The sequence below is a fragment of the Micromonospora sp. NPDC049049 genome, assembly GCF_040649115.1.
Classification (GTDB): domain Bacteria; phylum Actinomycetota; class Actinomycetes; order Mycobacteriales; family Micromonosporaceae; genus Micromonospora.
In genome coordinates this window covers 1-26220 of sequence record NZ_JBEZEX010000031.1, presented here as the reverse complement: position 1 = coordinate 26220, position 26220 = coordinate 1, and the positions used below count along the sequence as shown (strand labels likewise).

The following is a 26220-nucleotide window of genomic DNA, read 5'->3' as shown; positions in this document are numbered from 1 at the left end:
GTAAGTGCATGCTGATCTGTCACTACCTCCGGAGGTTTCCATGCCCACCTATGCCGTCACCGGCGCCACCGGCCGGCTGGGCCGCCTGGTGATCGGGCAACTGCTCGACAACGGGGTGCCCGCCAGCGACATCGCCGCCATCGTCCGCAGCCCGGAGAAGGCCGCCGACCTGGCCACGCGCGGCGTCGAGATCCGCAAGGCCAACTACGACGACCCGTCGACGCTGCCCGGAGCCGTGGCCGGCGTACGCCGCCTGCTGCTCATCTCCGGCGACACTCCCGGTCAGCGCGTCGCGCAGCACACCGCGGTCATCGACGCCGCCAAGCTCGCCGGCGTCGAGCGTCTCGTGTACACGAGCATCCTGAAGGCCGACACCACCGCGAACCCGCTCGCCCCCGAGCACAAGGCCACCGAGGAGGTGCTCGCCGCGTCCGGCCTGGCCTACACCGTGCTGCGCAACGGTTGGTACACCGAGAACTACACCGACCAGCTACCGCAGTACCTGGGGTCCGGCACGATCCTCGGCGCCACCGGCGGCAGCAAGATCTCCGCCGCGCCCCGGGCCGACTACGCGGGGGCGGCCGTGGCCGCGCTGACCCGGGATGAGGACGGCAACGCCGTCTACGAACTGGGCGGTACGGCGTTCACCTTCGACGAGCTTGCCGAGGCCGTCACCGAGGTGACCGGCACCATTGTCGTTCACCAGGACATGTCCGCCGCCGAGCTGGCCTCGGCCCTGGAGAACGTCGGCCTGGACGCGGGCACCGCCGGTTTCGTCGCCGCGCTCGACCAGTCCATCGCCGACGGCGAGCTGGCGACCGACAGCGACGACCTGAGCCGGCTGATCGGCCGACCGAGCACTCCACTGCGCGACGCCGTGCGGGCGGCGCGGGCCTGACCGGGGTCATCGCCGAAGCGGGCGGCGGTGGCAGGTCGCCGTCGCCCGCCACCGGGTGACCGTATCCTCGGCGTCATGGTGAGGCACATCGACAGCCGGCTCTCCCGGTACGCGGGGCAACGACGTCGGCATTCCGCATCGTCCGATCTGGACAGTCCGGCGTCGGCCCGGTGAGCGGCGACGTCGTCATCCGCGCCGCCGTGGCGCAGGACGACCCCGAACTGGTCTTCGACGTGCTGTGGCAGCTAGCTCCGAACGACGCACGGCCGCACGCCGACCGGCTCGCCACCGCCTGGCGTGACCTGCACGCCCAAGCTGGCCGCCGCCTCCTGCTGGCCGTCGCCGGGGACACCTTCGTGGGCACGCTGGACACCGTCGTCGTCCCCAACCTCACCCACGGGGCGCGACCGTACATGGTGGTGGAGAACGTGGTGGTCACGTCCGACTGGCGTCGTCGTGGAGTCGCCCGGGCCCTCATGCTGGCGGCGCTCGACGAGGCGACGGCGGCCGGCTGCTACAAGGTCCAACTGGTGTCGAACGCCGCGCGTACCGACGCCCACCGGTTCTACGCGTCCCTCGGGTTCGCGCAGTCCGCCCTCGGCTACCGCCGATACCTCACCGCCACGACGTGACGTCGACCGCCACCCCGCCCCGGCCGACTACTCCGCCTCGTCCTGCTCCTCGGTGAGCTCGGCCAGGACGTCGGCGGCGTCCCGGTTCCCGCCGTCGGCGAGCCGGCGAAGTTCACCGACGTCGGCCCGCTCCGCGGCCAACTCGACGAGCTGGTCAGCGGCGTCCTTGTCGCCCCGGTCGGCGAGACGCCGCAACTCGCCCATGTCGCCGAGTTCGGTGGCGAGTTCGACAAGCTGGGCCGCCGCGTCGGCGTTGCCGTCCTCGGCCAGCTGACGCAGTTCGGTGAGGTCACCCCGCTCCCCCGCGAGCTCGACGAGCTGGTCGACGGCGTCCCGGTCACCGTCAGTGGCCCGTCGGCGCAGGTCGGCAAGATCAGGGTCGGACATCGCGCACCTCTTCGCAGCTGGTCCCGCTCACCATCGAGAACCTAGACCAGCGGGCGTCGCGGTGGCGGACGAACGACGGACACCGCCCGTACGCCGATCCGCTCAGCCCGACTCGGTCGACTCCACGACCAGCAGGCCGGTGAGCAGACCGCGCAGGGTCCGCTCGACGAGGTCCGCCCGGGGCGGTGGTCCGGCGGGCTGGCTGAACGCCGCGACGAGGTGCGGGTACGTCGTGAGGTCCACCCCGGCGAAGCTGAACGCCCCAGCGGCGGATTCGCGGCGGGCGAAGAGGCTCACCACGCCTGTCATCATCGCGATGGCCTCGAACTTGGCGGTCACCGGGCAGCGCACGGGCTCCAGGACCCGGATGCAGTTGTCGAACCAGGCCAGGCTCTCCGGGCCGGCGCCCGAGGGCCGATGGATCACGTCGGGCAACCACGGGTGGGCACCGAACAGCGCCAACTGCCGTCGCCCCAGCAGCACCATCGTTTCCAGCCAGTCGCCTTCCACCTGCGGGTACGGGCGCAGCTCCCCCACGGCCCGGTCGGTCATCAGGTCCAACAGGTCGTCGCGGGACGACAGGTAGCGGTAGAGGGATCCGGCACCGGTGCCGAGCGAGGCGGCCACCGCGCGCATCGACACCGCAGCCAGCCCTTCGGCGTCGGCCAGGGCGATGGCGGCTTCCACGATGGCGTCCCGACTGTGTGCCGGGGCGGGGCCGCGGCTGCCGCGTTCGGGTCTGCTCCAGATCGACTGCGGCTCGGGGCGGCCGTCGCCGGTACTCGCGGGTGCGTCGCTCACTGACCTACTGTAAACTGCGAACGTCGTTTGCAGTTGTTTGTCGGCGGGAGAAGGGTGGACCAGACATGGAGCAGGTCACAGCACGGGACGGCGCGACGATCGTGCTGCACTCAACCGGGACGGGGCCGGGGATCGTCGTGGTGCACGGCGGCGGCGTGACGATCGACGTCTACCGGCGGCTGGCCGCGGCACTCGCCGACCGGTTCAGCGTTCACCTCTACAACCGACGGGGACGGGCCGACGCGCCACCGAGGTCGATGCCCTACACCGCGGATCAGGAGGTCGACGACCTCGCCGCCGCGCTGGAGCACACCGGGTCCGGCAACGTCATCGGCCACAGCGGTGGCGGTTTCCTGGCGCTCGAAGCCGCGCTCCGACTGCCGATCGACCGGCTCGCCCTCTACGACGCCGCCGTCTCGATCGACGGCAGCTTCCCGTCGGGCTGGCTCGCGCCGGCCCGGGCGGCGGCACAGGCCGGCGACACCGCCCGCAGCCTCGCCATCACGACCGCCGGGATCAACTCGCAGATGGCGGGGGCGAAACTCCCACTCGGCATTCGGACCGCGATCATCCGTGCGTTCCTGCGTACGCCGATCGGCCGGACCATGGGCGAACTGCTGCCGACGACGCTGGACGAGGCGGCGCTGATCCTGGCGCACGACGGCCCGGCCACCCGGTGGGCCGGGGTGCGCGCCGAGGTGCTGCTGGCCTGCGGGGCCGACGGCCCGCCCTACTACGTGCACCAGAACGAGGCGCTGGCCCGCGCGCTGCCGCACGCCCGGACCCTGACCATCCCGCGCAGTGGTCACGACGCCATCAACCGGGCGCACCCGAGAACCGTCGAACCACTCGCCGCCTTCTTCGCCGCGCCCGTGACGACAGAGCGGACGCCCCGCTCCTGAGTGGTCGCGCGACCTCCACTGTCTTGATCTTGGCTAGGCTGGTGGGCATGCCCGCACACCATTCGCACCGTCACACGATCGAGCCGGCCGACTGGTGAGTGACGCACCCGTGCCCGCCCCCCGGGGTGGGCCGTCCACACCGGGCCCGCGCTCGGGATGGGCCGACCGGTGCGACCAGCTCGCCCGGTCCCGCCCCTTCGAGATCGCCATCGTCGTGGTCATCCTCGCCAACGGCATCGTTCTCGGCCTGGAAACGTACGACGACCTGAGCCCGGCGGGCACCGTGCTGCACGGGCTGGAGCTGTTCTTCCGAGCCGTCTTCGTCGTCGAGATCGCCATCCGGTTGGCGGCGTACGGCAGACGCCCGCAGGACTTCTTCCGGCACGGCTGGAACGTCTTCGACTTCGTGGTGATCGCGGCGATCTTCATTCCGGGCCTGCACGGCGACCCGGCGCTGCTACGGGTCGTCCGGGTCGTCCGCATGGTCCGCCTGGTGCGGTTCTCGCCAGGTCTGCGGACCATCGTCTCCGCGCTGTGGCGCAGCCTGCCGGGCGTGACCGGGTTCTTCGCCCTGGCCGTGGTGACGCTCTACGTCTACGGGATGGCCGGCTGGCTCATCTTCGGCAACAGGTATCCGGAGGAGTACGGCGACATCGGCCGGTCACTGCTGACGTTGTTCGTGCTGTTGTCTCTGGAGACGCTGCCGGACCTCATCGAGCAGGGCATGGCGATCTCACCGTGGACACTGCTCTACTACGTCAGCTACGTGGTCGTCACCGTCAACCTGCTGCTCAACATCCTCATCGCGGTCATCGTGAACTCCATGGAGGAGGCCCGCCGGCTGGAGATGACCGAGCGACTGGCCCCCGGATACGACGAGGACGGCGACGGCGTACCGGACGAGGTGGACCGGATCGCGCTCACCCAACGACTGGACGATCTGCGGGCGGTCATCACCGAGTTGGAACGCGAGTTGCGCATCGACCGCGACGACGGGCACGGCCGATCCCACCGGGACAACGCCCGCGCCAGACGGTGATTCGACACTCGCGCTGCGTTCTCGCGTTCGGATAGGGTCGGCGGACGTCCCATCGGCCCTCCTGAAGGAGTACCGGCATGACGGCCAGCGTCGACAATGCCCAGACCGCCACCGATTCCACGGACACGCTCGGCACGGTGATCGACGACGTGATCCGCCCGCAGGCGCCGATCGTCGACCGGGACGGGGCCTTCCCCCGTCCGGGTGTCGATGCTCTCGCCGCAGCCGGCCTCCTCGGCCTGGCCTCCTCGCCCGAGGTCGGCGGCGCCGGCCACGGCATGCGGGCGGTCGCCGAGGTGATCGAGCGGCTGGCCGCCGAGTGCGGATCCACCGCGATGGTGGTGCTCATGCACTACGCGGCGACCGCCGTCATCGAGGCGCACGGTCCACGAGACGTCCGCGCGGCCATCGCCGCCGGCGATCACCTCACCACGCTGGCGTTCTCCGAGTACGGCTCGCGCAGCCACTTCTGGTCGCCGACCGGCACCGCTACCGCGGCCGACGACGACACCGTCCGCCTCGATGCCCGGAAGAGCTGGGTCACCGCGGCTGGCGAGGCCAACAGCTACGTCTGGTCGAGCCTTCCGCTGACCCCCGACGCCGGCCCGATGACGCTGTGGCTGGTGCCTTCCGACAGCGCCGGCCTCAGCGTGGCAGGCGACTTCGACGGGCTGGGCCTGCGGGGCAACGGCTCCCGCCCGATGACCGCCGACGGGTTGCGGGTTCCGTCGACGGCGAGGATGGCGGCCGACGGGGCCGGGCTCGACACCGCGCTCGGCGCGGTCCTGCCCTGGTTCCTGGTGCTCAACGCCGCCTTCTGTCTCGGTCTGGCCGACAGCGCGGTGGCCGAGGCCGGCCGACATCTCACCAGGACCACGCTCGCGCACACCGGGGCCGCCCTGCGCGACGCGCCCGTCACCCGACGCGACCTCGCCCGGCTGATGATCCGCACCGACGCGCTGCGGGCCTTCCTGCGTGACACGCTCACCGCCCTGGAGACCGGCCGCGACGACGCGATGCTGCGGGTGCTCCAGGTCAAGGCGCTCGCCGGCGAGACCGTCGCCGACGTGACCGACGGCGCGTTGCAGCTCTGCGGCGGCAGCGCATTCCGCAAGGAGTTGGGCCTCGAGCGCCGTTTCCGGGACGCCCGCGCGGCCCGGGTGATGGCACCGACCACCGACGCGCTGCACGATTTCGTCGGTCGGGTCGCCACCGGGCTGCCACTGCTCGACGAGGCCAACCGCTGATGCCCGCGCCAACCGTTCTGCTGGGCGCTGTCGCGTACGACCCGAAGGTGGTGACCATCTGGGAGGGCTTCCGCACCTGGCTGCGCGGGCGGGGCCTGGACTTCGACTTCGTCCTCTACTCGCACTACGAGCGACAGGTCGAGGATCTCATCGCCGGGCGGATCGACGCGGCCTGGAACTCTCCCCTGGCCTACCTGCGGGCCGAGCGGCTGGCGTCCGCCAACGGCACTGCCGTACGCGCGCTCACCATGCGCGACACCGACCAGGACCTCACCTCGGTCGTGGTGGTCCGCGCGGACTCGCCGGTGCGCCAACTCGCGGACCTCGCCGAACGCGTGGTCGCCGTCGGGGCGGTCGACAGTCCACAGGCGACGCTGATCCCGTTGCATCACCTCGCCGCGCGCGGGGTCACTGTCGACGTACGCCGCTTCGACGTGGGTGTCGGCCTGCACGGCGACCACATCGGCGGTGAGCGCGACGCGGCCCGCGCCCTGGTGGCCGGGGAGGTCGACGCCGCCTGCATGATCGACGCCAACCATCTGGCGTTCGTCCAGGAGGGCACGTTACCGCCCGAGGGAACCCGGATCGTGGCGCAGACCGCACGCTACGACCACTGCAACATGACGGTCCGCGCACCGGAGTCCGACGGGGTCCGGCTCTTCGGCACGCTCCTGCTCGGCATGTCGTACGCCGATCCGCAGGTGCGTCCGCTGCTGGACCTGGAGGGGTTGACGGCCTGGCGGGAGGGCCGCATCACGGGGTACGACGTCCTCGCCGACGCCGTCGACACCAGCGGTTTCTACTCCCCCGACGGGCGGGTGACGGCCACGGACTACCGGCCGTGAGCGCGACACCTGTCGCCGCGCTCGACCTGGGTGTGCTGGGTTTCGGCGGGGGCGCACACGTGCTGGTGCAGCGCGCCCTGGCCGGGATGCCGCCGGGAGGCCGGTTGGCGGTCTCCGGTCGCGACCCGGCGCTGCGCGTACACCTGCCCGCCTGGTGTCGTGGCCGGGGCCACCGGGTCGAGTGGCCGGATCGGGGTGACCGGAGCGACCTGGTTGCCGTCGTCATCCGGGGGTCGGTGGACGACGACCGCTGGTTCGGCGCGGAGCGGGCCGGGCCGGCCCTGCCGTCGGCGCTCAGCAGCCGGCCACCCGGACGATGGGGGCTCGGTGCCCGTGGCGCGCTCCTGGAGGCCGGCGGTCCCGAAGCCCGGTTCGACCTGGACGACCGCGACCTGGTCTGGGCCGACATCGCCCCCCACCTGTACGCGCAGGCCGCCGCGCGACAGTGGGACCCGCAGACCGCGGTGCCGTGGGACGACCCGTTCGCGTTGCCGGCCGACGTCGAGGCCGCGGTGGTGCAGGTGATGACGTACCTGGTCGAGAACGAGCAGGCAGCGCTCGTCGTGCCGGCCCGGTTCCTGGGGCGTATCCACCCGCACTTCCGGGAGGTCGTGCAGCTTCTCGCCGTGCAGGTGGCCGACGAGGCCCGACACATGGAGGTCTTCAGCCGGCGGGCACTGCTACGGGGCACCGAGATGGGCACGTCGTCCGCCGGCGGTCGGCAGTCGCTGTTCACCCTCGTCGCGGAGTCGGACTTCGCGCTGGCGTCGTTCCTGCTCTCCGTGCTCGGCGAGGGCAGCTTCGTCGATCTGCTGTCCTTCCTGCACGAGTTCGCCCCGGACCCGGTGACACGCCGGATCTGTTGGCTCGCCATGCAGGACGAGCGCCGGCACGTGGTGTTCGGCATGGCACACCTGGAGCATCAGGCGCAGTCGGATCCACTGCTGCGCGACCGGCTGCGGGCGGCCATCCACCGCCGTCACGACGCGCTCGTCGACACGGCGGGCCTCAACGCTGACGTCTTCGACGCGTTGGTGGTGCTCGCGGCGGGTGGGTGGCACCCGGACGACGTGTCCGCCGGCTTCGACCGGGTGCGGGCTCTGCAACACGCCATGGATCAGGGCCGTCAGCGCCGGCTGGTCCGCCTGGGTTTCCGGCCCGACGAGGCGGCCGCGCTGTCCGCCCTGCACACCCGCAACTTCATGTAGCCGATTCCCGCGCACGACGTGCGGTGCGCGGGAATCGGCGTACGGCAGGTCAGCGAGAACTGGTCACTGGCCGAGCAGGGTGCGGATCTGACGCGCGTAGCCGGCCACCGTGAAGTCCGGGCCGACGGAGTCCACAAGGACCAGGTCGTTGATGGTGTGATCGACGCGTAGCGCCAGGATCGCCTGGTACTCGGGCGAGTTGTACCAGGTCCTGGCGGTCTCCGCGTCGGGGAACTCGATCAGCACGACCGACCCGGGCCAACTGCCCTCAAGGACCTCCACCTGGGCATCGAGGACGAGCCACTTGGCGCCGTACGCCTCGGTGGTGGCCTGCACCTGCTCCAGGTACCGCAGGGACTCCTCGGTCGGCACTCCGCCCGGGATACGCAGGTGATTGATCAGGTACGTGCTCATGTCTCACTCCTCAATTCAGGTGCTGGCCCCGGCCGAAGGCGTACGACCGGTCGTCTTGGATTGGGTACACGTCGCCCCGGATGGAAAGACCCGGACTGTTACCGACGGGAACGGACGCGGATCAGGTGAGGATCCGGGCCGTGGTGATCGTGAAGAACTCCCGGAGGGCGGCCGGATCACCGGATGCCTTCGCCCGGGCTGCCGCGCCCTCGTAGCTGGAGACGACGAAGCCGGCGAGATCGGTGGCAGGTTCGTCGCCGTGCAGTTCACCGGCAGACCGCGCCTGCTCGATCGCCATGGCGAGCGCGGCCACCCAGCGGCCGAAGCCGGCGTCGACGGCGTTGCGCAGGGCATCGCTGTGCGCCGGGATCTCGGTGGCGAAGTTACCGAGCAGGCATCCGCGATCACCCATGGTGTCGCCGAGGCCGGTGACGTATCTCAGATGATCGGTGATCCGCTCAAGCGGTGTGCCGCCCTGCTTCTCGTCGAGCATCTCCAGCCCCATCGCCGCGGAGTATCTCGCCACCGAGTCCAGGGCGAGGTCCTCCTTGCTGGCGAAGTGGTTGTAGAAGGTGCCCTTGGGCGCCCCGGCTGCAGCGACGATGTCCTGGACGCTCGTCCCGTTGTAGCCGCGCAGGTGGAACAGGTCCAACGCGGCGTCGGACAACCGTTGCCGGGTTCCGGCGGAGGTCGGCGACTTCGGTCGTGGCATCTCGTGCGCTCCTTCCGCCCAGGGTTCCGACTGCCTGACAGACACCACGATATGACCGGTCGTCTCGGAATGCCAGTGATGTGACAGCTGTCATCCCCCAGGTACTGTGGAGAGGCCATGAACAGGGATTCCAGCGCGGTCCGCGAGGAGCTGCTGCGACTGCGCGAGCAGACCGAGGCCCAGGCCACCGCCCTGGACGGCGACCTCCGGAGCCTCTTCGAGGCGTCCCGCTCGTCCAACGCCGATGACGAGCACGACCCCGAGGGCAGCACGATCGCCTTCGAACGCGCGCAGCTCACGGCCGTCCTGGACGCCACCCGCCGACGCCTGGCCGAGCTGGACGTCGCGCTGCGACGGGTCGACGACGGCAGCTACGGCGTGTGCGAGGGCTGTGGCCGCCCGATTCCCGCCGCACGGCTGGCTGCCCGCCCGTCAGCACGTACGTGTGTGGCCTGCGCCGCCCGACGGTGACAGCCGCCGCCGACCGGCGGACTTCTCAGGCGATGGTGGGGCTGCGCCGTTCCAACAGAATGACGTCGCGCCAGCGTCCGTGGTGGCGACCAACCCGCTCACGGACGCCGATGACCCGGAATCCGGCACGCTGGTGCAGCGCCAGGCTGGCGGTGTTCTCCGGAAAGACCCCGGACTGGATCGTCCAGACGCCGTCGGCCTCGGTGGAGGTGATCAACGCGTCCAGCAGCAGTCGGGCGACGCCACGGCCCTGGGCTGCCGGGTCGACGTACACGGAGTGCTCCACCACACCGGCGTACACCGCGCGGGTCGAGGTCGGCGAGACGGCGACCCAGCCAAGCACCGTTCCACCCGGGTCGACGGCCACGAACCGGTGCCCGCCCAGCCGAGCGGCGCTGAACACCGCCCAGCCCGGCGCGGTGACCTCGAAACTGGCGTCACCGGTGTCCAGGCCGGCCTGGTAGATCGCCAGGACCCGGTCGGCGTCGGCGTCGGTCATGGGCCGCACGGTGATCTCGACCATCAGCACGTTCCTTCCCTGGCAGGCGACCACCCCCGAACGGGCCACTTCCTTGATCAGGTGATGAAAAGTAGCTGTTGAGGTCGTCTCCAAGCTACTTTTCATCACCTGATCAACGGAAGCGCAGGGACCGAGGTCGTTAGAAGTCGTCGTCGAAGGCGACGGTGCCGGTCACCCCGACCTGGTACGCCGACACCCGCCGCTCGAAGAAGTTGGACAGCTCCTGCACGTCCTGCAACTCCATGAAGCCGAACGGGTTGTTCGACCCGTAGTGCGGCGCGATGCCGAGCTGGGCGAGGCGGCGGTCGGCGACGTGCTGGAGGTACTCCCGCATGTCGGCCAATGTCAGACCGGGCACGCCGTGGCCCACCAGGTCCTCGGCGAACTGCACCTCACACTCGACCGCCTCGGTGAGCATCCGGCGAACCTGGTCGGCGAGGTCGTCGTCGAACAGGTCCGGCTCCTCGGCGCGCACGGTGTCGACGACGTCGAACGCGAACGCCATGTGCATGGACTCGTCGCGGAACACCCAGTTGGTGCCCGAGGCGAGACCGTGTAGCAAACCACGGGAACGTAGGAAGTAGACGTAGGCGAACGCGCCGTAGAAGAACAACCCCTCGATGCAGGCGGCGAAGCAGATGAGGTTGAGCAGGAACGTGCGCCGGTCCTCGCGGGACCGCAGCTCCCGCAGGTCGCTGAGAGAGTCGATCCACCGGAAGCAGAACTCGGCCTTACGCCGGATCGAGGGGATGTTCTCGATGGCCGCGAAGGCCTCGAAGCGCTCCGTCTCGTCGGGCACGTACGTGTCGAGCAGGTTGAGATAGAACTGGACGTGCACGGCCTCCTCGAACAGTTGGCGGGACAGGTAGAGGCGACCCTCCGGGCTGTTGACGTGCTGGTAGAGGTTGAGCACCAGGTTGTTGGCGACGATCGTGTCACCGGTGGCGAAGAACGCCACCAGGCGGCTGACCAGGTGCCGTTCGGCCGGCGACAACCTGTCCAGGTCGGCGAGGTCGGCGTGCAGGTCGACCTCCTCGACGGTCCAGGTGTTGCGGATCGCGTCGCGGAACCGGTCGAAGAAGTGCGGGTAGCGCATCGGGCGGAGAGTGAGGTCCATCCCGGGGTCGAGCAGCATGTGCGTGGTCCTCGTGTCGGTGGTGCTGGCGTCGGTCGTGGCGGCGTCGGCGGGGGTCACTGGCAGGCCTCGCACGACTCGGGGTTCTCCAGCGAGCAGGCCAGCGCGTCGGCGTCGAGGGCCACGGACGCGAGAGCGACTGGCGCGACGGGTGCGACGGCGCTGACGGTGGCCTGCTGGATCCGCGTCGCGGGCCGCGAGCGCAGGTAGTAGGTGGTCTTCAGCCCGGCCTTCCAGGCGTAGAGGTACATCGAGGAGAGCTTGCCGATGGTCGGCGCGGCCAGGAACAGGTTCAGCGACTGGGACTGGTCGATGAACGGGGCGCGGGCTGCGGCCAGGTCGATCAGCGCCCGCTGCGGCAGCTCCCACGCGGTGCGGAACAGTTCCCGTACGCCGACCGGCAACTCGGCGATGTCCTGCACCGACCCCTCCGCCCGCTTGATCGCCGAACGGATCCGCTCGGTCCACAGACCGCGGGCCTTCAGCTCGCGTACCAGAGCGGTGTTGACCTGGAGGAACTCCCCCGACAGGGTCTCGCGCTTGAACAGGTTGGACACCTGCGGCTCGATGCACTCGTAGCACCCGGCGATCGAGGCGATGGTGGCGGTCGGCGCGACCGCCACCAGCAGCGAGTTGCGCAGCCCGTACGCCTCGACCCGCTCGCGCAGCGCGTCCCACCGCGCGGTCTGCGTACCCTCGACACCCCACAGGTCGGGCTGGAGCTGGCCTCGCGCGGCCCGGGTCTGCGGGTACGCCGGATGGGCGCCGAAGTCGCGCGCCAGGTCGGCGGAGGTCTCCAGCGCGGTCAGGTACAGCTCCTCGCTGATCCGGGTGGACAGCTCGCGGGCGGCCGGCGAGTCGAACGGCAGCCGCAGCGCGAAGAAGGCGTCCTGAAGGCCCATCAGCCCGAGCCCGACGGGCCGCCAGCGGGGGTTGCTCGCCGCCGCCTGCGCGGTCGGGTAGTAGTTGATGTCGATGACCCGGTCGAGGAAGGTCACAGCGGTCCGCACCGTGGCGCGCAGCCGCTCCCAGTCGATGCCGTCGGCGGTGAGGTGGGCGGCGAGGTTCACCGAGCCGAGGTTGCACACGGCCGTCTCGGCGTCACTGGACACCTCGACGATCTCGGTGCAGAGGTTGGACAGGTGCACCACGTTGCCCGGCTCGGCGGTCTGGTTGCAGAGCCGGTTCGACGCGTCCTTGAAGGTCATCCAGCCGTTGCCGGTCTGGGCGAGGGTCCGCATCATCTTCCCGTACAGCTCCCGGGCCGGGACCTGCCGCACGTAGCGGCCCTGCGCCTCGGCCTGCCGGTACGCGGCGTCGAACCGCTCCCCCCACAGGTCGGGCAGCTCGGGCACCTCCTGCGGGTCGAACAGCGACCACAGCTCGTCGGCCTCGACCCGGCGCATGAACTCGTCCGGCACCCAGTTGGCCAGGTTCAGGTTGTGGGTGCGGCGGGCGTCCTCGCCGGTGTTGTCCCGCAGTTGCAGGAACTCCTCAATGTCCGGGTGCCACGGCTCCAGGTAGACGCAGGCAGCGCCCTTGCGTCGGCCACCCTGGTTGACCGCGGCGACGCTCGCGTCCAGCGTGCGCAGCCACGGCACGATCCCGTTGGACTGCCCGTTCGTGCCCCGGATCAGCGCGCCCCGGGAGCGGACCCGGGAGTACGCGATGCCGATGCCCCCGGCGAACTTGGACAGGTTGGCGACCTGGGCGTACCGGGCGTAGATCGAGTCCAGCTCGTCGAGCGGAGAGTCGACCAGGTAGCAGGAGGACATCTGGGTGTGCCGGGTGCCGGAGTTGAACAAGGTCGGTGAGCTGGGCAGGTAGGCCAGGCTGGACATCAGCCGGTAGAAGTCGACCGCCTCGTCCGCCGTCCGGGACAGGCCGCAGGCCACCCGCAGCAGCCAGTACTGCGGGGTCTCCAGCACCAGTCGGCTGGTGGGGTGGCGCAACAGGTAGCGGTCGTACACAGTGCGCAGGCCGAAATACTCGAACCGGCGGTCGCCGTCCGGGTCGATGGCGTGGTCGAGCGTCGCGGCGTGTGTGGCGACGAACGCGGCGGTGTCGTCACCGATGAGGCCCTCGGCGTGGCCGACCCGGATCGCCGCGCTGAACGAGGTGATGCCCTGTCGCCGCACCTCCTTGTCGACGTAGCCGGCCAGCAGCCGCGCGGCCAGACGCGAGTACTGCGGCTCCTCACCGATCATCTCGGCGGCGGTCTGGATGGACAGCCGGTCGAGTTCGGCAGTGGTCGCGCCGTCGTAGAGGCCGCTGATGGTGCGGGTGGCCACCCGCAACGGGTCGACGTCGGTCAGGTCGTCGGCCCACCGCTCGACCGCCCGGACGATCTTGTTCACGTCCACGGGTTCGGTGCCGCCGTCGCGCTTGCGGACCTGCATCGGCGTCCGCCGCACTGTCGCGTCGCCGCTGGCCGGGACTACCTCGGTGACTGTCACCACTCGCTCCTCGGAGTTCGAGACCTGGTGGCCCGGACGCGAGGAGACAGACACCGACGGACGCCACGCCGGCACCGGCGTGGGTCAGGTGGCGTCAGCCGTCCCACGCGGCCTCGGACCGCCGCCCACCCGGGTGCGGGTACGCGGCGCGCTGGCAGGTCTTCGGACTCGCGGGCACGACCGGGCTCGCCGGTCTCCTACTGGCCGTCGCTTCCCAGGCCGATGGTGGCCCAGTGCTGATGACGGCTGTCGTTCCCACTCACCGCTGCGGGACAGTCCCGGATTTCCACCGGGTTCCCTGTTGCCTCGAACCGCACCGGATGAGCGGCCGAACCAGCTGCGTTCGACACCATATATAGGGACGCAGCCGTTGTCACACCCCACATGTCGGTCTCGGGCGTGTCGACGGCGATGCGGTGACCACCGTCACCAACCCCCGGGAGCACACTGCGGCCGACCGATGCCGGGCACCGGAGACGAGGCTCTGCGCACGGGTGTCGACATTCGACAAAGATTTGACGTATCGAGGCCACAGCACTGGAGACCAGGCCCATACGCCGTCGTCGATACCTCGCGACGGGCCGGAACATCCAATCTCCAGGGTCCGCCGCGCGCGTCACCTTCGCCCGCCAACCGGCATGATCGGAGTCAAGGCGGCGCGATCCGAGAGGGCAAACATCATATGTCTGCACGCCCGAGGTGATCGACAACGTTGACGCGCCGGAGCGGCCCTCCGTATACTCCCAGTGATCATCTGATCTTTAGCCTAGCCGGGCGAGGAGCGCATGCCGCAGATCACTGCCGTCACCGTCGAAGACGTCCGCTTCCCCACCTCCCTGACCGCTGACGGGTCAGACGCCATGAACAAGGACGGCGACTACTCGGCGGCCTACGTCGTCCTGCACACCGACGGCGTCGACGGCGTGGGCGCGCCACTCGCGGGGCACGGCCTGACCTTCACCATCGGCCGAGGCAACGACATCGTCGCGGCGGCGGCAGTCCACCAGGCACAGCTCCTCGTGGGCCAGGACGTGGCAACGATGGCAGCGGACATGGGCGCGGTCTACCGCCTGCTCACCTCCGACTCGCAACTGCGGTGGCTCGGCCCCGAGAAGGGCGTCGTCCACCTGTCCCTCGCCGCCGTGTTGAACGCGTCGTGGGACCTGGTCGCCCGGGTCGCCGACAAACCGCTGTGGCGGCTGCTCGTCGACATGACCCCCGAGCAACTCGTCGACATCGCGGACCTGCGCTACCTGTCCGACGCGCTGACCCGCGACGAGGCACTGGCCATCCTGCGGGCCAAGGAGAGCACGAAGGCCGCCCGCCTCGCCGAACTCGACCGGACCGGCTACCCCGCCTACACCACATCGGCGGGCTGGCTCGGCTACGGCGACGACAAGCTGCGCCGACTGTGCCAGGAGGCGGTCGACACCGGCTACGGCTACGTCAAGCTCAAGGTGGGCGCCAACCTCGACGACGACATCCGCCGATGCGCCATCGCACGGGAGATCCTCGGCCCGGATCGCAACCTGATGATCGACGCCAACCAGGTGTGGGACGTCGGTCAGGCCATCGAGTGGGTCACCGCCCTCGCCCGCTTCACGCCACTGTGGATCGAGGAGCCGACCAGCCCTGACGACATCCTGGGCCACGCGGCCGTCCGCCGCGCCGTCGCTCCGATCGGCGTCGCCACCGGCGAACACTGCCACAACCGGGTGATGTTCAAGCAGCTCTTCCAGGCCGAGGCCATCGACTTCTGCCAGCTCGACACCGGCAGGTTGGCCAGCATCAACGAGATCGTCGCCGTGCTGCTGCTCGCCGCGAAGTTCAACGTCCCGGTGTGCCCGCACGCCGGCGGTGTCGGGCTGTGCGAGATGGTCCAACACGTGTCGGTGCTCGACTACGTCGCGATCTCGGGGGACCTCACCAACCGGGTCACCGAGTTCGTCGACCACCTGCACGAGCACTTCACCGATCCCTGCATCATCCGCGACACCGGTTCCGGCAGCGGATACGTCCTGCCCAGCCAGCCCGGCTACTCCACCCGGATGCGTCAGGAGTCGGTGGCGCTCTACCGTTTCCCCGACGGCCACTACTGGGCGGCGACAGACCCGACTACCGTGTCATCTCCGGAGGCGGCGTACGTGATCGCGGGTGGGAAGGCCACCCCCGCCGGCCGCTAGGGGGATCATGTCTCGCACCGACGAAGTGGTCAACGGCATCAAACGGATGATCCTCGAAGGGCAGTTCCGGCCCGGGGACCGGTTGCCCATCGAGAAGGACCTCGCCGAGCAGCTCGGCGTCTCGCGAGGTTCCCTGCGCGAGGGGATGTCGGCCCTGTCGATCCTGGGGATCGTCAACATCCGTCAGGGCGACGGCACCTACGTCACCAACCTCGACGCGCCACAGCTGCTGGCCCCGATGAATTTCGTGGTCGACTTCCAGGGCCAGGGCGACCCCCGGCACATCCACACCGTCCGCCGGCTGCTGGAGTGCGAGGCCGCCTGCCTGGCGGCGACCAGGATCACCGACGAGGCCCTGGCCCAGGCGGGTGACCTGCTCGACGAGGCGGCCCGGCTGGTCGGCCAGTCACCGCCGGACCACGAGCGGATCATGGAAATCGACATCGCCTTTCACCGGATCATCGCGGTGCACGCCGAGAATCCGGTGCTTGTCGGTCTGATCGAAGCCTTCGCCGGGCGCACCATCCGTGGCCGGCTCTGGCGGAGTCTGCACGAGGAGGGCGCGGACCTGCGCACCCATGACGAGCACGTGGCGATCCTGAAGGCCCTCGTGGCACGCGACCCGGAACGGGCGCGCACCCGGATGGCCAACCACCTGATCGGTGTGGAGGAGTCGTTGCAGGGGTTACCCGACGACGCTGACGCCAGCATCGAGACGGCCCGGTCGTGACCGACCCTCACGGTTGTACGTCGAGCAGCCCCACGTCGTACAACGCCGTCCAGAGCTGCTCCGGGACGTCGACACCGGACCGATGGAGGGTCTCGGTCACCTGGACGTCGTCGCGCATGCCGACAACGGTCGAGACCACTGCCGGGTGACGACGGACGAACGCCAACGCCGCCTGGGGCAGCGTGACGCCGTACGTCTGACAGACCCGCGCTATCCGGCGGGCGTGGTCGATCACCTCTGCCTGCGCCTGCTGGTAGTCGTAGACGGCGTCGGTCGGCGGCATGTCCCGGGCCAGCAGCCCGGAGTTGTAGACACCGGCGACCACCACACCGACGTGGCGGGCCTGCGCGGCGGGCAGCAGGTCGGTCAGCGCGCCCTGTTCCAACAGGGTGTACCGGCCGGCGCACATCACCACGTCCACGTCGGTCTCCGCCACGAAGCGGGCCAGCATCGCCGACTGGTTCATTCCCGCCCCGACGGCGCCGATCACGCCCTGCTCCCGCAACTCCACCAGGGCCGGGATCGCCTCGTTCGCGGCCTGCTGCCAGTGCTCGTCGGGGTCATGCAGATACACCACGTCGATCCGGTCCAGGCCGGTGCGCCGAAGGCTCGCCTCCAGCGAACGGCGGACGCCGTCGCGGCTGAAGTCCCAGACCCGGCGGTGATCGGCGGGAACGTCGAACCCCTCCGGATCCCGCTGGTGCGCCGTCTCCGGTGACGGCACGAGCAGCCGGCCGACCTTCGTCGACACCACGTACTCGGCGCGGGGGCGGGAGCGCAGGGCCGCGCCCAGGCGTCGTTCGGACAGGCCCAGCCCGTAGTGCGGTGCGGTGTCGAAGTATCGGATGCCGCCTGCCCACGCGGTGTCCACGGCGGCGGCGAACTGCTCGTCGGACGTCGCCCGGTAGAGATTGCCGCCCTGGGAGGCCCCGAAGCCCAGTGGGCTCAGCCGCAGCGGCGGTGCAGCGCCGCCGCGGCTCGTCGGACCCGCGGGACCGCGGGCGCCTCCCTGGACGGCGGCCCTCACCGCTCGTCCCGACCCACGCTGGTGCTGCCGGTCATCGCGGCGACCAGATCGTCGGTGGTGGCCTCGTCGGCGCGGAGCTGGGCCGCGCGCCGGCCGAGGCGCAGCACCTCGACCCGGTCGGCGATCTCGAGGACCTGCGGCATGTTGTGGCTCACCAGCACCACCGACATGCCGGCGTCGCGGGCCCGCCGGACGACGTCGAGCACCCGCCCGGTCTGGACCACCCCCAGGGCCGCGGTGGGCTCGTCGAGGATGACCACGTTGGTAGCCCAGATGATGGCCCGGGCCACCGCCACGCACTGCCGCTGCCCACCGGACAGCATCGCGATGGGGGTGGTGACACGGGGGATCCGTACGCCCAGTTCGTCCAGGGCGGCGGCGGCGCCGTGGCGCATGGCGCGCTTGTCCAGCAGCCCGAGCCGGCCGAGTGGTCCGGAGCGAAGGATCTCCCGGCCGAGATACAGGTTGGCGGCCACGCTGAGGTCGTCGGCGACGGCGAGGTCCTGGTAGACGGTCTCCACCCCTGCCCGTCGGGCGTCGACGGGGGTGGAGAACTGGACCGGACGGCCGCCGACCCGGATCTCGCCCTCGTCCGGCGGGTGCACACCGGACAGGGTCTTGATCAGGGTGCTCTTGCCGGCGCCGTTGTCGCCGATCAGCGCGACGACCTCACCGCGGCGGACCGTGAAGTCGGCGCCGCGCAACGCCTCGACGTGCCCGAACCGCTTGACGATGCCGCGGGCTTCGAGGACCGGCGGCTCCGCGTCGGTGGGTTGCTGGTCGCTGGTCGGGGTGGCCGTGGGGTTCACGCCCATCACTGCACCGGCGGGTTGGCGCAGCTGGGCTCGAGCACCGCCTTGATCTCCGCCGAGTCGATGTTCTCCTTGGTGACGAAGGTGACGCCGGTGTCGGCCGACGCCAGCGGCGCCTTGTCCCGAAGGTGCTTGACCATCTTGTCGACGCCGAAGTAGCCCATCTTGAACGGGTTCTGCACGACCAGGGCCGAGATCTGGCCGCTGCGTACCCCGGCGATCTCGTCCGGGGCGGCGTCCCACCCGATGATGACCACCTTGCCGGACTTGCCGGCGGCCTGGATGGCCTGCGCGGCACCGAGCACGCTCGGCTCGTTGGCCGCGAAGACACCCTTCAGGTTGGGGTTGGCGGTGAGGATGTTCTCGGTGACCCGTCGGGCCTCGTTGACGTCGCTCTTGCTCGGCTGTTGGCCGACCAGCTTCAGGTTGGGGTACTGGGCGAGGCCGGCCTTGAAGCCGTCGACCCGCTCGGTGTTGGTCTGCGATCCGGGCTGGAACTCGACGAGCGCCACCTCGTGGTTGCCGGGGCCGAGTTCGGTGGCGAGCAGCTTCGCCGCCTCGGTCGCCGACGCACGGTTGTCGGTGGCGAAGAGGGGCACGTTCGACGGCTGCGGGCTGGTGCCAGAGTCGATCATGGCGACCGGGATGTTGGCGCTGAGCGCCTTGTCGGTCGCCGGTGCCAGCGCGCTGGAGTCGGTCGCCGCGTAGACGATGCCGTCGACCTTCTTGGTGACGAAGTTCTGGATCAGGTTGACCTGGCCCTCGACGTCGGTCTCGGCGGTCACCCCGTCCCACTGGACGGTAACGTCCCCCGCGCGCTGCGCGGCGCACTCGGCGCCCGCCTTGACAGTGTTCCAGTAGTCGGCGCCGACCGCCTTGGGTACGACGGCGAGCTTCAACGGGCCGCTCGCGTCCTTGGTCGCGCTGTCGCCGCCGTCACGGACCTCGACCCCGCCGCAGGCGCTGAGCAGGGCGGTCGCCGCGGCCGCGGCCAGGATCGCCTGCGCGCGCAGGAGTCGTCCTCGCGTCCGCCGGCTGGTGGTGGTGTGTGCCATGGTGTGTGTCCTTCCTCGTTCGGACTCTCGGAATGGCATGTCAACCCCGTGATTCCAGCCGCCGGCGGCGGTACTGGTCGAAGTAGACGGCGGCCCAGATGATCACGCCGACGATCACTTGCTGGTAGTGGATGCTGATGTCGAGCAGGACGGCGCCGTTGCGGACCAGGGCGATGAGGAACGCGCCGATGATGGTCCCGACGATTCGGCCCTGCCCGCCGAACAGGCTGGCTCCGCCGATGACGGCGGCGGCGATGACGTCGAGTTCCAGCGAGATCCCGTAGTTGGGCTGGCCGGAGTTGACCCGGGACGCGGCGATCATGCCGCCCAGCCCGACCAGCACGCCGGCCAGCACGTACACGCCGGTCAGGTGCCGCCCGACCCGGATGCCGGAGCGGCGGGCCGCCTCCAGATTGGAGCCCATGGCGTAGGTGTACTGACCGAAGCGGGTCTGGGAGAGCAGGAAGGCGACCCCGACGGCGACCAGGACGGTGATCACCACGGCGAACGGAATGCCGAGGATCTGCCCGTTGCCGAGCAGTTGGAAGGACCGGGGCAGGCCGTAGACGCCGACCGCGCCGGTGATGATGAAGACCAGGCCTCGGCCCACGGACATGGTCCCCAACGTCGCGATGAACGGCGGAATCCGGGCCACCGTCACCAGCAGCCCGTTCAACAGCCCGGCCAGCGCGCCGACGCCGATCGCGACCGCGGTCGCCGCCCAGAGCGAGAAGCCGAGGTCGCGCACGACCATCGCGCCCAGTACGCCGGCGAGCGCGGCGACCGACCCCACGGACAGGTCGATGCCCTTCGTGATGATGACCATCGTCTGGGCTGTGGCGATGATGGCGATCACCGCCGTCTGGGCCCCGATGTTGAAGAGGTTGTCCGCTGTCAGGAAGTAGGGACTCGCGAAGGTCAAGGCGATGAACAGGACGACCAACGCGGTCGCGGCGGTGAACTCGGAAACGGCGTGCGAGATCCGTTCCCGGAACCAGTCGCTGAGTTCGCCGCGCTGTGTGCCGGCGGTTGCCTCGGCGCTACTCATCGTCGGACCTGACCTCCCCAAGCGTGGCGCCGGCGTCCGACGGGGACCCGCCGACGAGCCGAACGTCTGTGAGCGACCGACCCCGCTCGGCCGGCGGTGCGGCGAGGTGCCCGCACAACCCTGGAGATAGATCGGATGTTTCCCGCGATCAGGCGTTACCTTGCCACGCATTCACGTATGTTGCCAAGGTCTTGCGAGCATGTTTTGCCATCGTTACCTGTGCTACCGAAGCCATACGTCTGACCAAATCGACACCGACTGCCACTGCCAGCATGTTATCGATAAGATCCTATGTCCCCAGGCGGGAAGGCGCTGCCGTCTCAGGACGGGGACAGCCGGTAGACACGGCCGGCGGTCCGGCGCCAGATCGCGGCCCGCTCGGCGTCGGACAGCGGGTCCAGCAGGTCACCGAGGACGGCGACCCAGCGGGTGTACGAGGTGGCGAGCAGGCACACCGGCCAGTCCGAGCCGAACATCAGCCGATCCGGCCCGAACACGTCAAGGGCGTGCTCGACCGCGGGCCGCAGGTCGGCCGCGGTCCAGGACCCACCGTCCACTTCGGTCACCAGGCCGGAGAGCTTCGCCGTGGTGTTGGACTCGGCCGCGAACGCCCGCAGGTCGCGCTGCCAGTCACCGAGATCGGCGCGTCCGAGCGGGGGCTTGCCGAGGTGGTCCAGGACGAACCGCACCTGGGGCAGGTCGCGGACGAGCCGGACGGCCGCCGGCAGCTGACGGTGGCGCACCAGGAGGTCGAAGGCGAGACCCGCGGCACCGACCGCGGCGATGCCGCGCCGCACCTCGGGGCGATCGAGATAGGTCGGGTCGGGTTCGGACTGGACCAGGTGCCGGATCCCGACCAGCCGTTCGCCGCCGCGCGCCCCGAGTAGTCGGGCGAGGCGACGGCCGATATCGGCGGCGGTGAGGTCGACCCAGCCGACGACCCCGGCGACGAGCGGGTCGTCGGCCGCGATGCCGAGCAACTCGGGCGTCTCCGACCGAACGGCGACCGACTGGACGACCACGGTCTGGGTGACCCCGGCGGCCCGGGTCGCCGGGGCGAGCTCGACCGGTGTGAAGTCGTCGTCGATCGCGGCCATGGTGTGCGGATCGATCCAGGGCTGTGGGTGCCGCGCCCGGACCCAGAGGTGATGGTGCGCGTCGACGATGCCCGCTCGTCGCGCGACCTCGCCGGTCGTCACCGGACCCGTCCCTGACGCGTTCCCGTCCACCGCACACCCCGCCCCGCCGCTGATCGAACCCTCCGGGTCAACCCGGAGCCACGGAGCCGATCTGGCAGATTGACCATGTTAGCGGTAACAGCCTGTTGTCGAGTCCCGAACGCGCACCACAAGCGGCCTCCGGCAGTGTCGCCTTTTGGTCTGACGAATCCACCCGGCACCTGCGGCTGGTCCGCCTCGTCGACGTACCGGTGTACGGACGCGTCCGGGCGCGGGTCCGGGTTGACCGCCTGCGGCGGCACCGATACCGTCGACGCACTATCTGCGGCGACGCGAGGGAAGCCGGTGTGAATCCGGCGCGGTCGCGCCACTGTGAGCGGTTCCCCAATCACCATCGGGGTCCGCGAGCCAGGACGCTCGGTCGTCCGCAGCCTTGCGATGGGGACGCGTCATCCCTGGGGAGGTTCGTGTATTCATGTCTAGCTCCGCTACCAGCCAGCCGGTGGTGTACCCCGCCGGCAGTGCCCGTCTCTTGTGGACTGCTCTGGCGACCGTTGCCGCGCTCGCCCTGCTGACGTATCTCGTCGCCTTCGACCAGGGGGCGGTGTCGCGCAGTGGGATGTACCTGCACGAGCTGATGCACGACGGCCGGCACCTGCTGGGCGTCCCGTGCCACTGACCACCACCAGCACTCCCCCGTTCCTCGCCGTCCTCGTCCGCGGGCTGCTGGCCGGCCTGATCGCCGGCCTGCTCGCCGGGGCGTTCGCGTACGTCGCCGGCGAACCGCACGTCGAGGCGGCCATCGCCATCGAGGAGGCGGCGACGCACGCCGAGCCTGCTGCTGGTGCGCACGATCACGAGGACGCGCTGGTCAGCCGGACGGGTCAGCGCGGCGGCCTGTTCCTCGCCACCGCCCTGTTCGGGGCCGCGATGGGTGGCCTGCTGGCCACGGCGTACGTCCTGCTGGCCCGTCGGCGGCGCGGCGACGACGACGGGCGGTGGGGTCTGCTGCTGGCCGGCGCGGCGTTGCTCGGTGCGGTGATCGTGCCGTTCCTCAAGTACCCGGCGAACCCACCGGCGGTCGGCGACCCGGCCACCATCAACCAACGGACCGTCACCTACCTGTTGATGGTGGTGCTCGGGCTGGTGGCCGTGTGGGCCGGCTCGCTGGGCTACCGGTCGGTCGGTGCCCACGCACCGACGTGGCTTCGCGCCGCGGCGGCCGTGGGCGGGTTCCTCCTGGTCACGGCAGTGTCGTACGTGGTGATGCCGTCCTTCCAGGAGGTTCCGGCGGACTTCCCGGCGACCCTGCTGTGGAGTTTCCGGCTTGCCTCGCTCGGCACCCAGGTCGTGCTCTGGACCGGCATCGGCCTGCTGTTCGCGGCCCTGATGCACCACGAGCGGCGTCGCCGGGCCGGTTCCGCGCTGCCGAGCACGTGACCGGCACCAGCCTTCGGCTGGTCGCCCACGGTCACACCGCCGCGCTGCGCCGGGCCCGCTTCGGCGGCGCCGACGACGGCCTGGACGAGGGTGGCCTGCGTGCCGCGCTCGTCCAGGCCCGCGCGGGTGCAGACCGGCGTTGGCCCCTCGGGGAGAACGCCACCTGCCTGTCCAGCCCCGCGGTGGCCGCCCGACAGACCGCCGACGCCTTCGGCCTGCTGCCGACGGTCGAGACCGCGTTGGCCGACTGTGACTACGGGGACTGGTCCGGGCGGTCGCTCGAGGAGGTCGCTGAATCGCAGCCGCAGGCGCTGCACGACTGGTTGTCCGCCCCGGACTGCGCGCCGCACGGCGGTGAGTCCGTCACGGCAGTGCGGGATCGGGTCGGCAGTTGGCTGGACGCGCAGCACCGGGCCGGTGGACGAGTCATCGCGGTCACCCACCCACTGGTGATCCGGGTCGCGGTGGTGCACGCCCTCGGCCTTCCGATGGCGACGTACCGTCAGGTGGACGTCGAGCCGTTGGCTGTCGTCCGGCTCACCAGCCAGGGTGCGCGCTGGCACCTTCGACTGGGCGGATAGCGAGCAGGTCGAGGTCACACCGAACGGCGCAGGCCGTGCCCACTCCTGGTGGGCACGGCCTGCGCCTGTCAGCCGCTTGCTCAGTGCTGCCGAGTGGGCAGGTGCAGCTCGACCGGCTCGGGCGGGAGGTCGTCGACACCGGCGGCGACGGCCTGCTCGTGGCGGCGGCGCGCCGAGGGCAGGGCGAGTGCCGCGAAGACGGCCAGGACCGCGACGCCCGCGCACACCCAGAAGCCGGCGGTGAACGCCGTGTCGGTGGGTAGCCCCTGTGGAGTGCTTTTCGAGGTGATGACGGCCGCCACGACCGCCGCGCCGATGCTGCTGCCGATAGTGCGGGCGATGGTGTTGACGCCGCTCGCCTCGCCGGTCTGCCCGGCCGGGACGCTCTCGATGATGGCATTGGACATCGCCGCGAACGCCAGGCCGATGCCGGCGCCGGTGAGCACCCCGGAGAGCAGCACCTGCCAGGTCGCGCCGTGCGCGAGCGCCGGCAGCGCGAACGCGACGACGACCGCGACCGTGCCGAGGAACATCGGCACCTTGGGGCCGAAGCGGCGGTCCAGCAGACCCGCGAGGGGGCCGAAGACCACCATCATCAGGACGGTGGGCAGCAGGAACAGGCCCGCCTGGGACACCGTCTTGCCGAACCCGTACCCGGTGGCCGCAGGGAGTTGCAGCAGGGTCGGTACCAGCACGAACGTCCCGAACATCGCGAAACCGAGGATCAGGGCGACGAGGTCGGTGGCCCAGACACCGCGGATCCGCATCAGGCGCATGTCGATGAGGGGCTCGCGTACCCGCAGCTCGACCCGGACGAACACCACCATCGCGACCACCCCGAGCAGGAACAGGCCGATGGTCTTCGGCTCGGTCCAGCCCCAGCCCTGCCCCTTGCTCACGGCCAGCAGCAACGAGACCAGCGACACCGACAGGATGGCCGCGCCGAGCATGTCGAGCCGTCCGGGCGTGCGGACCCGCGACTCGGGCATCCCGAAGATGGTTCCGAGCAGCGCGACGACGACGAGGACCAGTGGCAGCCAGAACAGCCAGTGCCACGACAGGTGCTCCACGATCGGGCCCGCGGCCACGATGCCGACACCGGCGCCGACCCCGAAGATCGCCGACAGCAGGCCGACGGTGACGCCGACCTTCTCCCGGGGCAGTTGGTCGCGGACGATGCCGATCGACAGCGGCAGGATCGCTCCGGCGGCTCCCTGTAGCGCCCGCGCGACGATCAGCACGGTCAGGTTGGGGGCCAGAGCGGCGAGCAGTGTGCCCGCGGCGAGGGCCGCGAGGACGCCGATGAGGACCCGGCGCTTGCCGACCATGTCACCGAGACGTCCGAGGATGGGCGTCAACACCGAGGCGGCCAACAGGTACGCCGTGAGCACCCAGCTGATGTCTCCGGTCGAGACGCCCAGGTCCCTTCCGATGGTCGACAGCGCGGGCGCGACCAGCGACTGGAGCACCGCGAACGCCAGGCCGCCCAGCGACAGGTACAGCACCAGGAGGCTGCTGTTGGCGCGCGGGGCGGCGCCGGACGCGGAGTCGAGGTTCGTCGACTCCTCGATGGTGTGGGTCATGAGATCCCCGAACTAAATGTAAACGTTTGCTGACTTAGCCAGTATCCGCAGCCCGGAACTCATGTCAACAGTCGTTTACGTCACCCTCGGGTCGTACCGGACCTTGCGGTGGACGGAAAGTCAACATATGTTTACTTGCTGGCCCGCACCGAGCGGCGGATGGACGGCAACACACCGACTCCGCGCCAGAGCGACAGGAAGGACGCGCGTCGTGACAGCAGAACCGCCCGTCCCCGCGACCAGCAACACCGCCGGCGAACCAGCCCAGCGTCGCCGTCGGGACGCGGCCGAGACCCGCCAGTTGCTGCTCGACGCCGCCCGCCAACGCTTCGCCCGGGACGGCTACGCGGCCACCACCGTCCGGGACATCGCCGACGACGCGGGCGTCAACGTGGCGCTCATCAGCCGCTACTTCACGTCCAAGGAAGGCCTGTTCGAGGCGTGCCTGCGTGCCGCTGGCGACGAACTGGGCCGAACCACCGGTCAGACGCCCGCCGACCGGGTGCCCAAAGCCATCGCCCGGCACATCGCCGGCCTCGGCGCGGCGGGCCTGTCGAGCCAGCTCGCACTGCTGTTGCGGTCGTCCGGGCACGCGGAGGCCGACGAGATCCGGCGTGGCGTGCTGGTCCGTTCCGGCAAACAACTGGCAGCGGCCCGCGGGTGGCGTCCCGGCGATCCGGACAGCCAACAGCTCCTACTCCACGCCCAGATTGCCCTCGCCGCCGGCATCGGAGTCGCGGTGCTGCGGTCGTCGATCCGGCTGGAACCGCTGAGTTCAGCCACCGAGCATGACCTGGTCGGGCCGCTGCGCGACCTGGTCTCCTTCGTGTTCGCGCTCACCCAGTTCTCCCACATGCTGCACGAGGATCACAGTTGGGCGGGCATCGGTCGGGTACTGCTCCTGTTCGTAACCGTT

27 protein-coding genes and 2 riboswitches are annotated in these 26220 nt (G+C 70.4%); of the genes, 14 read left to right on the top strand and 13 right to left on the bottom strand.

Annotated elements, in window-relative coordinates:
• Positions 1-40: 40 nt before the first annotated feature.
• On the top strand, positions 41-898 hold the full coding sequence (locus tag AB0B68_RS26065) for an SDR family oxidoreductase (protein ID WP_357263293.1): 858 nt from the start codon (positions 41-43) through the stop codon (positions 896-898).
• A 170-nt stretch (positions 899-1068) separates the two neighbouring features.
• Positions 1069-1530, top strand: a complete 462-nt coding sequence (locus tag AB0B68_RS26060; RefSeq protein ID WP_357263290.1) for a GNAT family N-acetyltransferase — start codon at positions 1069-1071, stop codon at positions 1528-1530.
• 27 nt (positions 1531-1557) lie between these two features.
• Here the strand turns inward: AB0B68_RS26060 and AB0B68_RS26055 are convergent, their stop codons facing one another.
• Positions 1558-1917, bottom strand: coding sequence for a hypothetical protein (locus AB0B68_RS26055; RefSeq protein ID WP_357201381.1), 360 nt, complete (start codon positions 1915-1917; stop codon positions 1558-1560).
• A 102-nt stretch (positions 1918-2019) separates the two neighbouring features.
• Positions 2020-2718, bottom strand: a complete 699-nt coding sequence (locus tag AB0B68_RS26050; protein ID WP_357263287.1) for a helix-turn-helix domain-containing protein — start codon at positions 2716-2718, stop codon at positions 2020-2022.
• Positions 2719-2783: 65 nt separating this feature from the next.
• On the opposite strand from AB0B68_RS26050, the gene AB0B68_RS26045 reads away from it, so the two are divergent.
• From AB0B68_RS26045 to AB0B68_RS26025, 5 genes are all read left to right on the top strand, one after another.
• A complete protein-coding gene (locus AB0B68_RS26045) occupies positions 2784-3620 on the top strand; it encodes an alpha/beta fold hydrolase (protein ID WP_357263284.1) in 837 nt (278 codons plus the stop codon).
• A 94-nt stretch (positions 3621-3714) separates the two neighbouring features.
• Positions 3715-4659, top strand: coding sequence for an ion transporter (locus AB0B68_RS26040; RefSeq protein ID WP_357263280.1), 945 nt, complete (start codon positions 3715-3717; stop codon positions 4657-4659).
• Positions 4660-4736: 77 nt separating this feature from the next.
• Positions 4737-5906: an acyl-CoA dehydrogenase family protein gene (locus tag AB0B68_RS26035; RefSeq protein ID WP_357263277.1), complete on the top strand. Its 1170-nt coding sequence runs from the start codon at positions 4737-4739 to the stop codon at positions 5904-5906.
• Entirely contained in the window at positions 5906-6751 is an 846-nt protein-coding gene (locus AB0B68_RS26030) for a PhnD/SsuA/transferrin family substrate-binding protein (protein ID WP_357263274.1), read from the top strand. Before AB0B68_RS26035 ends, AB0B68_RS26030 begins: the two co-directional genes overlap by 1 nt.
• Positions 6748-7959 (top strand): ferritin-like domain-containing protein, encoded by a 1212-nt coding sequence (locus AB0B68_RS26025; protein ID WP_357263271.1) that lies wholly within the window; start codon positions 6748-6750, stop codon positions 7957-7959. Before AB0B68_RS26030 ends, AB0B68_RS26025 begins: the two co-directional genes overlap by 4 nt.
• Positions 7960-8022: 63 nt before the next feature.
• Here AB0B68_RS26025 and AB0B68_RS26020 read toward each other — a convergent pair whose 3' ends face one another.
• Together AB0B68_RS26020 and AB0B68_RS26015 are read right to left on the bottom strand one after the other, a co-directional pair.
• On the bottom strand, positions 8023-8373 hold the full coding sequence (locus AB0B68_RS26020; protein ID WP_357201402.1) for a DUF1330 domain-containing protein: 351 nt from the start codon (positions 8371-8373) through the stop codon (positions 8023-8025).
• A 121-nt stretch (positions 8374-8494) separates the two neighbouring features.
• Entirely contained in the window at positions 8495-9085 is a 591-nt protein-coding gene (locus AB0B68_RS26015) for a TetR family transcriptional regulator C-terminal domain-containing protein (protein ID WP_357201405.1), read from the bottom strand.
• A 117-nt stretch (positions 9086-9202) separates the two neighbouring features.
• Here AB0B68_RS26015 and AB0B68_RS26010 point away from each other — a divergent pair, with 117 nt between their 5' ends.
• Entirely contained in the window at positions 9203-9556 is a 354-nt protein-coding gene (locus AB0B68_RS26010; protein ID WP_357201408.1) for a TraR/DksA C4-type zinc finger protein, read from the top strand.
• Positions 9557-9581: 25 nt separating this feature from the next.
• On the opposite strand, the gene AB0B68_RS26005 is transcribed toward AB0B68_RS26010, so the two are convergent.
• The 3 genes from AB0B68_RS26005 to AB0B68_RS25995 form a co-directional block, all read right to left on the bottom strand.
• A complete protein-coding gene (locus AB0B68_RS26005; protein WP_357263388.1) occupies positions 9582-10079 on the bottom strand; it encodes an N-acetyltransferase family protein in 498 nt (165 codons plus the stop codon).
• 136 nt (positions 10080-10215) lie between these two features.
• A complete protein-coding gene (locus AB0B68_RS26000; protein WP_357201421.1) occupies positions 10216-11211 on the bottom strand; it encodes a ribonucleotide-diphosphate reductase subunit beta in 996 nt (331 codons plus the stop codon).
• Between the two features lie 56 nt (positions 11212-11267).
• Positions 11268-13610, bottom strand: a complete 2343-nt coding sequence (locus AB0B68_RS25995) for a ribonucleoside-diphosphate reductase subunit alpha (protein ID WP_357263385.1) — start codon at positions 13608-13610, stop codon at positions 11268-11270.
• A 192-nt stretch (positions 13611-13802) separates the two neighbouring features.
• Positions 13803-14020, bottom strand: a riboswitch (cobalamin riboswitch).
• A gap of 432 nt (positions 14021-14452) precedes the next feature.
• Between AB0B68_RS25995 and AB0B68_RS25990 the strand changes: the two genes are divergently transcribed.
• A complete protein-coding gene (locus AB0B68_RS25990) occupies positions 14453-15850 on the top strand; it encodes an enolase C-terminal domain-like protein (RefSeq protein ID WP_355010111.1) in 1398 nt (465 codons plus the stop codon).
• 7 nt (positions 15851-15857) lie between these two features.
• A complete protein-coding gene (locus tag AB0B68_RS25985) occupies positions 15858-16580 on the top strand; it encodes a FadR/GntR family transcriptional regulator (RefSeq protein ID WP_357201415.1) in 723 nt (240 codons plus the stop codon).
• Between the two features lie 7 nt (positions 16581-16587).
• Here AB0B68_RS25985 and AB0B68_RS25980 read toward each other — a convergent pair whose 3' ends face one another.
• The 5 genes from AB0B68_RS25980 to AB0B68_RS25960 form a co-directional block, all read right to left on the bottom strand.
• Positions 16588-17607 carry an aldo/keto reductase gene (locus AB0B68_RS25980; protein WP_357263268.1) on the bottom strand — a complete coding sequence of 340 codons (1020 nt, stop codon included), beginning with the start codon at positions 17605-17607 and terminating at the stop codon, positions 16588-16590.
• Entirely contained in the window at positions 17604-18422 is an 819-nt protein-coding gene (locus AB0B68_RS25975) for an ATP-binding cassette domain-containing protein (RefSeq protein WP_357228834.1), read from the bottom strand. The genes AB0B68_RS25980 and AB0B68_RS25975 overlap by 4 nt, the downstream gene beginning before the upstream one ends.
• A complete protein-coding gene (locus AB0B68_RS25970; protein WP_357208000.1) occupies positions 18422-19474 on the bottom strand; it encodes an ABC transporter substrate-binding protein in 1053 nt (350 codons plus the stop codon). Before AB0B68_RS25970 ends, AB0B68_RS25975 begins: the two co-directional genes overlap by 1 nt.
• 40 nt (positions 19475-19514) lie before the next feature.
• Positions 19515-20522 carry an ABC transporter permease gene (locus tag AB0B68_RS25965; protein ID WP_091406814.1) on the bottom strand — a complete coding sequence of 336 codons (1008 nt, stop codon included), beginning with the start codon at positions 20520-20522 and terminating at the stop codon, positions 19515-19517.
• A 320-nt stretch (positions 20523-20842) separates the two neighbouring features.
• Positions 20843-21721 carry an amidohydrolase family protein gene (locus AB0B68_RS25960; protein ID WP_357263265.1) on the bottom strand — a complete coding sequence of 293 codons (879 nt, stop codon included), beginning with the start codon at positions 21719-21721 and terminating at the stop codon, positions 20843-20845.
• A 316-nt stretch (positions 21722-22037) separates the two neighbouring features.
• Positions 22038-22117, top strand: a riboswitch (cobalamin riboswitch).
• Positions 22118-22175: 58 nt separating this feature from the next.
• On the opposite strand from AB0B68_RS25960, the gene AB0B68_RS25955 reads away from it, so the two are divergent.
• From AB0B68_RS25955 to AB0B68_RS25945, 3 genes are read left to right on the top strand one after another with little or no spacing between them, the layout of a single operon-like run.
• Positions 22176-22379 carry a CbtB domain-containing protein gene (locus AB0B68_RS25955; RefSeq protein ID WP_357263262.1) on the top strand — a complete coding sequence of 68 codons (204 nt, stop codon included), beginning with the start codon at positions 22176-22178 and terminating at the stop codon, positions 22377-22379.
• Entirely contained in the window at positions 22370-23140 is a 771-nt protein-coding gene (locus AB0B68_RS25950; RefSeq protein WP_357208005.1) for a CbtA family protein, read from the top strand. Before AB0B68_RS25955 ends, AB0B68_RS25950 begins: the two co-directional genes overlap by 10 nt.
• Positions 23137-23721, top strand: coding sequence for a histidine phosphatase family protein (locus AB0B68_RS25945; protein WP_357263259.1), 585 nt, complete (start codon positions 23137-23139; stop codon positions 23719-23721). Before AB0B68_RS25950 ends, AB0B68_RS25945 begins: the two co-directional genes overlap by 4 nt.
• Before the next feature lie 80 nt (positions 23722-23801).
• Here the strand turns inward: AB0B68_RS25945 and AB0B68_RS25940 are convergent, their stop codons facing one another.
• The gene (locus AB0B68_RS25940; protein WP_357208417.1) at positions 23802-25304 is read right to left on the bottom strand and encodes an MFS transporter; all 1503 of its coding nucleotides are present in this window, start codon (positions 25302-25304) and stop codon (positions 23802-23804) included.
• A gap of 211 nt (positions 25305-25515) precedes the next feature.
• On the opposite strand from AB0B68_RS25940, the gene AB0B68_RS25935 reads away from it, so the two are divergent.
• On the top strand, positions 25516-26220 hold a 705-nt coding region (locus AB0B68_RS25935; RefSeq protein ID WP_357263257.1), incomplete at its 3' end, for a TetR family transcriptional regulator.